This window comes from Pelomicrobium sp. G1 (assembly GCF_051905455.1).
Taxonomy (GTDB): domain Bacteria; phylum Pseudomonadota; class Gammaproteobacteria; order Burkholderiales; family UBA6910; genus Pelomicrobium.
Map to the genome: position 1 here is coordinate 1 of NZ_JBQACR010000559.1, position 240 is coordinate 240.

Annotated in this window: 1 pseudogene; it reads right to left on the bottom strand. The window is 72.5% G+C overall.

The annotated features are described in order from the left end of the window. Window positions 1-240 (bottom strand): annotated as a pseudogene (locus ACTFO6_RS19615) (Lrp/AsnC family transcriptional regulator); the annotation flags it as partial.

The following is a 240-nucleotide window of genomic DNA, read 5'->3' on the forward strand; positions in this document are numbered from 1 at the left end:
CCGCGGCAAGCGTTTCCCAAGAGCCGGGCGATGGCCTCCACCTGGCGCTCCACTTCGTCGCGTCGGCGCCCGTGGACCATGGCGAACAGGTTGTAGGGCCACTCGGGCGGCCGCCGCGGCCGGCGGTAGCAGTGGCTCACGAACTCGAGCCCGCCCACCTGGCGCCCCAGGGCGTCCACCCGAGCGTCGTCCACGTCCCACACCGTCATGCCGATGGCCCGGTAGCCTAGGGCGTAGTGG